4 protein-coding genes are annotated in these 4,801 nt (G+C 75.1%); 1 reads left to right on the top strand and 3 read right to left on the bottom strand.

Annotated features, from left to right (window positions below; all coding sequences use genetic code 11):
- Positions 1 to 216: 216 nt before the first annotated feature.
- A complete protein-coding gene (locus V9U70_RS14575) occupies positions 217 to 1,863 on the bottom strand; it encodes an amidohydrolase (RefSeq protein WP_336675405.1) in 1,647 nt (548 codons plus the stop codon).
- Between the two features lie 78 nt (positions 1,864 to 1,941).
- Positions 1,942 to 2,382 (bottom strand): Lrp/AsnC family transcriptional regulator, encoded by a 441-nt coding sequence (locus V9U70_RS14570; protein ID WP_336675404.1) that lies wholly within the window; start codon positions 2,380 to 2,382, stop codon positions 1,942 to 1,944.
- Positions 2,383 to 2,584: 202 nt separating this feature from the next.
- Between V9U70_RS14570 and V9U70_RS14565 the strand changes: the two genes are divergently transcribed.
- Positions 2,585 to 2,974, top strand: coding sequence for a hypothetical protein (locus tag V9U70_RS14565; protein WP_336675402.1), 390 nt, complete (start codon positions 2,585 to 2,587; stop codon positions 2,972 to 2,974).
- Positions 2,975 to 3,384: 410 nt separating this feature from the next.
- Here V9U70_RS14565 and V9U70_RS14560 read toward each other — a convergent pair whose 3' ends face one another.
- The gene (locus V9U70_RS14560; RefSeq protein ID WP_336675400.1) at positions 3,385 to 4,557 is read right to left on the bottom strand and encodes an acyl-CoA dehydrogenase family protein; all 1,173 of its coding nucleotides are present in this window, start codon (positions 4,555 to 4,557) and stop codon (positions 3,385 to 3,387) included.
- Positions 4,558 to 4,801 lie beyond the last annotated feature (244 nt).

The following is a 4,801-nucleotide window of genomic DNA, read 5'->3' as shown; positions in this document are numbered from 1 at the left end:
CCACCGCGTGACCCAGCGGCGTTCGACGACTGCGTGGAGGTTCGACCGGGCGGACGTCCTGTGGTGGACCCGGCCGAACCTACCGGCCCGTGGGCGCGTTCTGTCAACAGCCGTGCAACCTGCGGCTTTTGTCCAAATTGCCTGGTCGGCGCGGGGTGGTCTCAGCCAGCGAACCGGCCCGGACGCCATCGATCGGCGGTACGAAAGGGCCCGACGTCACTCGTTCGGTCGCATGTAGACCGTCTGCCCGGAGACCACCGTGCGCAGGCAGACCGGAAGCTCCGCGCCGGGCGTCAGGTCCGGCAGCCCCGGGGTGCCGGACCGGGGGTCGGTGGACCACCGGGCGACCCGGTCGTCGGGGGTCTGGACCAGGAGTTCGGCCGTCCGCCACACCGCGTAGTCGGCCGGCGCGCCGGGCACCAGGAGCCCCCCGTGGTCGCGGCCGACGGCACGCCAGCCGCCCCGTGTGTGGGCGGTGAACCCGGCACGGACCGAGATCCGGTGCTCCGGGGTGCGGTGGTGGGCCGCGGCCCGTACGGCCTCCCAGGGGCCCAGCGGGGTGACCGGGCTGTCGGAGCCGAAGGCGAGCGGGACGCCGGCCCGCAGCAGGGCGGCGTACGGGTTGAGGGTCGCGGCGCGCTCCGCGCCCAGGCGCTGGGCGTACATGCCGTCGGGGCCGCCCCACGCGGCGTCGAAAGCGGGCTGGACGGAGGCGGTCAGGCCCAGCTCGGCGAAGGCCGCGATGGTCGTCGGGGTGAGCATCTCCGCGTGCTCGACACGGTGGCGGGCGGCCCGGACCCGGGCGAGGCCGAGCCGGTCGGCGGCGGCCCTGACCCCCGCCACGACCGCGTGGACCGCCGCGTCGCCGATGGCGTGGAACCCGGCCTGGAGCCCGGCCTCTGTGCAGGCGGCGACATGGGCGGCGATCCTGGCCTCGTCCAGGTGGGCGGTGCCGGTGTGCGCGCCGTCCGCGTACGGCTCGTGCAGGCACGCCGTGTGCGAGCCGAGGGAGCCGTCCACGAAGAGGTCTCCGGCCGCGCCGACCGCGCCGAGTTCCCGGACCCGCCGGGCGCCCTCCACGTCGGCGACCTCCTCGGCCCAGAGGCCGAAGACCCGCGGGCCGGGCCGCTCGGCGGCGAGCGCGAGGAGGGAGGTGAAGTCCTCCTCGTCGGAGATGTCGGGCCCGCCGCACTCGTGCAGGGCGCCGATCCCCAGGGAAGCCGCCTCGTCGAGGGCGGCGCGCTGGGCCGCGCCCCGCTGCCCGGCGGAGAGAGCCCCGTGGGCGGCGGCCCGCACGGCGTGGTGGGCCTCGCCCGTCAGCGGCGCGTCCGGGTGGTACCCGGCCATCGCGGTGACGCCCGGAACGAGGTCCAGGAGGGCTGTGGTGGCGACGGCGGAGTGCACGTCGATCCGGGGCAGGTACAGCGCCCGGCCGTCGGCCGCCTCGTCCAGCTCGGCGCGCGAGGGGTGGCGCCGCTCGGGCCAGCGAGCGGCGTCCCAGCCGTGTCCGAGCAGGACGTCCCCGGCCGCGTGCGCCCGCGCGAACGCGCGGACGAGTCCGAGGGCGTCGGCGAGCGTGGGGGCCTTCGACAGGTCCAGCCCCGTCAGGGCGAGGCCGGTCGCGGTGGTGTGCACATGGGCATCGGTGAACGCCGGGGTGACCAGGGCGCCTTCGAGGTCGATCACCTCGTCCACCCCCCCGGCGAAGGCGTCGGCCGCCCCCTCCGACCCGACCCAGGCGACATGCCCGCGTTCGACGACCATGGCGGTGGCGAACGGGTCGGCGGGGCTGTGGACGTCTCCGCCGCGCAACAGCACGGTGCGGTGTTCGGGGGCGCTCTGGGCGGCGGTGCTCTCGGTCATGGGACCAGTCTCCCGCCTGCCGCCCACCGCCCGGCCCGCGACCCCCTGGAACACCCCCGTCGGGCGGCCCGCGGGGGCTCAGACGCGCGGGGGCCGGGCCTCGTACGGGGTGGACAGGACGACGGTCGTCCGGGTGGAGACCCCGGCGAGCGAGCGGATGCGGGTGAGCAGGTGCTCCAGCGCCAGCGGGGTGGCCACGCGCACCTTGAGGATGTAGTTCTCGTCCCCGGCCACGCTGTGGCAGGCCTCCAGCTCCGGCACTCCGGCGAGCCGCTCCGCGATGTCGTCGGGTGCGCTCGGGTCGAACGGCTTCACCGAGATGAACGCGGTGAGGGGCAGCCCGACGGCCTCGGGGTCCACGACCGCGGCGTACCCCCGGATCACCCCACGCTGCTCCAGTCGGCGGACGCGCTGATGAACCGCCGAGGTGGACAGACCGGTGGCCTTGCCCAGGTCGGTGTAGCTCATCCGCCCGTCCGTGACGAGCAACTCCACAATCTGACGGTCCAGCTCCTCCATGCGGATCAACCTATGGCCACGGACGCCTGTCGGCACAGTCGCGCGGGCCCTGGATCGGCACCTGCGGGGGGCATGTGACCAACGCCACAGGTTTACGGGTCGGTAGCGAGCCCCCTCGCGGTTATCGGCCTCGCCCCACGGGAAGTGCTTGCTGTGGTCGAGGCCGTGGCGCCTGACCGGCCCACCCGAGGGGGGAATTCCCATGCAGAGCCTGAAGCTCACCGGACGTACCGAACCGGAACCCGTCGATCCGGACGAGGACGACGCGTACGACATGTTCGAGATGGTCCGGGTGATCTGCCCGGACTGCGCCCAGCCGATCGCGCTGCTGGCCGACGAGGACGTCCTGCCGGAGCACGCCCGCTGCCCCACACCGTGGAACCCGTTCGTCCTCACCGTCTGCGCCGGCACCGGCCGCGGCACGGCGGACGCCCGTCCCGCGGACGACTCCCTGGATCTCCAGGAGCAGGAGACCGGGCTGCTCCTCACGCTCCCCCAGGGCCTGGACTGGCGGATGCAGCCCTTCTCGCACGCCGGGGGCCCCGGCTCCCGTCCGCTGCGCGGGCCGGGGGCGCGGCGCGAGGCCGCCTGACCCGTACGCCCGCGCCACGACGGCCCGGCCGGCGCACCGCCGCTACCCGGCGGTCGGCCGTTTTGTCCGTGCCCCGGTGGACGGGGTCCCGATGCGGCGGGGCCGTGGCCCCGGTCCGCCCCGCCACGTCGGCCCCGGAGGACCACGCCGCACGCATCCGCCGGGACGGGCGCCGCCGCCACGCCACGCCCCCCGTCGAGGGATCGGCTCCGCAGCCGGGCACGGGGGCCGGCCCGGGGCCCCGGCGCGGCCGGGGGCCCCGCGGGGCCGCGGCCGTGCCTGCCGATCCACCGGTCTCCAGCGCGCCGTTGCGGCACGGGGAGAGCACCGGCCGGACCCGGCCCGGCCTCCGCGGTCCGGCGTGGGAGCAGGCGGCCGCGCCGCCGGCCCGGTGCGCTCCTCCGCCGGGGTCAGCGGGTTTCGGGGCCCGCGAGATGGCGCGCGATGACCATGCGCTGGATCTGGTTGGTGCCCTCGACGATCTGGAGCACCTTCGCCTCGCGCATCAGCCGCTCGACCGGGAAGTCGAGCGTGTAGCCGTAGCCGCCGAGCACCTGGACGGCGTCGGTGGTGACGCGCATGGCGGCGTCCGTGCAGAAAAGCTTCGCCATGGCCGCCTGCCGGGAGAAGGGCTGCCCCGCGTCGCGCAGGCGCGCCGCCTCCAGGTACAGCGCCCGGCCGGCCTCGATCTGGGTGGCCATGTCGGCGAGCATGAACCGCAGCCCCTGGAAGTCCGCGATGGGGCGGCCGAACTGGCGCCGCCCGGTCGCGTATCCGACGGCCTCGTCCAGGGCCGCCTGAGCGAGGCCGACGGCGCACGCGGCGATGCCCAGACGTCCCGAGTCCAGGGCGGACAGCGCGATGGCGAAGCCCTGGCCCTCCTCGCCGAGGCGGCGGTCGTCGCCCACCCGTACGCCGTCGAAGTTGAGCTGCGCGGTGGGTGAGCCCTTCATCCCCATCTTCTTCTCGGGGAGGGCCGCGTTTAGCCCCTCGGCGTCCGAGGGGACGAGGAAGGCCGTGATGCCGCGCGGCCCCTCGACACCGGTGCGGGCCAGCACGGTGCAGAAGTCGGCGACGCCGCCGTGGGTGATCCAGGCCTTCGTGCCGGTGATGACCCAGTCGTCCCCGTCCCGCACCGCCCTGGTGCGCAGGGAGGCGGCGTCGGAGCCGGAGGCCGGTTCGGAGAGGCAGTAGGCCCCCAGCAGGCCGCCGGAGAGCATCCCCGGAAGGTGCGCGGCGCGCTGCTCCTCTGTGCCGTATCCGGCGAGTGCGTGGCAGGCGAGGGAGTGGACGCTGACGCCGAGCCCCACGGTGAGCCGGGCGGCGGCCAGTTCCTCCAGGACCTGGAGGTAGACCTCGTAGGGCTGGTCGCCCCCTCCGTGAGCGGAGTCGTACGGAAGTCCGAGAAGTCCGGCTTCGGAGAGCAGAGTGAAGACGTCGCGCGGGAAGACGCCCGCTTCCTCCTCCTCTGCCGCCCGCGGAGCGATCTCCTTCGATGCGATGTCGCGGACGAGTGCGACGAGCTGCCGGGACTCCTCGGTGGGCAGACGGCGTTCCACCGGCTGCGGGGCACGGTCGGACATGACGGCGCTCTCCTCCCTGTCGGGCGTGGCGGCGGTCGCGCTCGCGGGGTGGGTGAGGCGCCGCCGGGTGATCTCCCGGGACGGAACCCGGAAAGGCAGACTGCCGACCGATCCTGCCCTTCCGGATCACGGGGGCGTGGGACTGCGGCTGTGGCGCGTCGAGTATGCCCGATCGGATGGCTCCCGTCACGGGGTAACGGGCCGGTCAGAGGGGTGCGGCGCTCTTTCGGCGCGCGTCCGGGCC

Origin of the sequence: Streptomyces pratensis, assembly GCF_037137275.1 — a bacterium.
Classification (GTDB): domain Bacteria; phylum Actinomycetota; class Actinomycetes; order Streptomycetales; family Streptomycetaceae; genus Streptomyces; species Streptomyces pratensis_B.
Note: the sequence above shows the minus strand (reverse complement) of the source record. Positions and strands in the feature narration are given on the sequence as shown.

Coding starts and splice junctions, on each gene's coding strand:
- V9U70_RS14570 (WP_336675404.1), bottom strand. CDS start 2,382: ATGGAGGAGCTGGACCGTCAGATTGTGGAGTTGCTCGTCACGGACGGG.
- V9U70_RS14565 (WP_336675402.1), top strand. CDS start 2,585: ATGCAGAGCCTGAAGCTCACCGGACGTACCGAACCGGAACCCGTCGAT.
- V9U70_RS14560 (WP_336675400.1), bottom strand. CDS start 4,557: ATGTCCGACCGTGCCCCGCAGCCGGTGGAACGCCGTCTGCCCACCGAG.
- V9U70_RS14575 (WP_336675405.1), bottom strand. CDS start 1,863: ATGACCGAGAGCACCGCCGCCCAGAGCGCCCCCGAACACCGCACCGTG.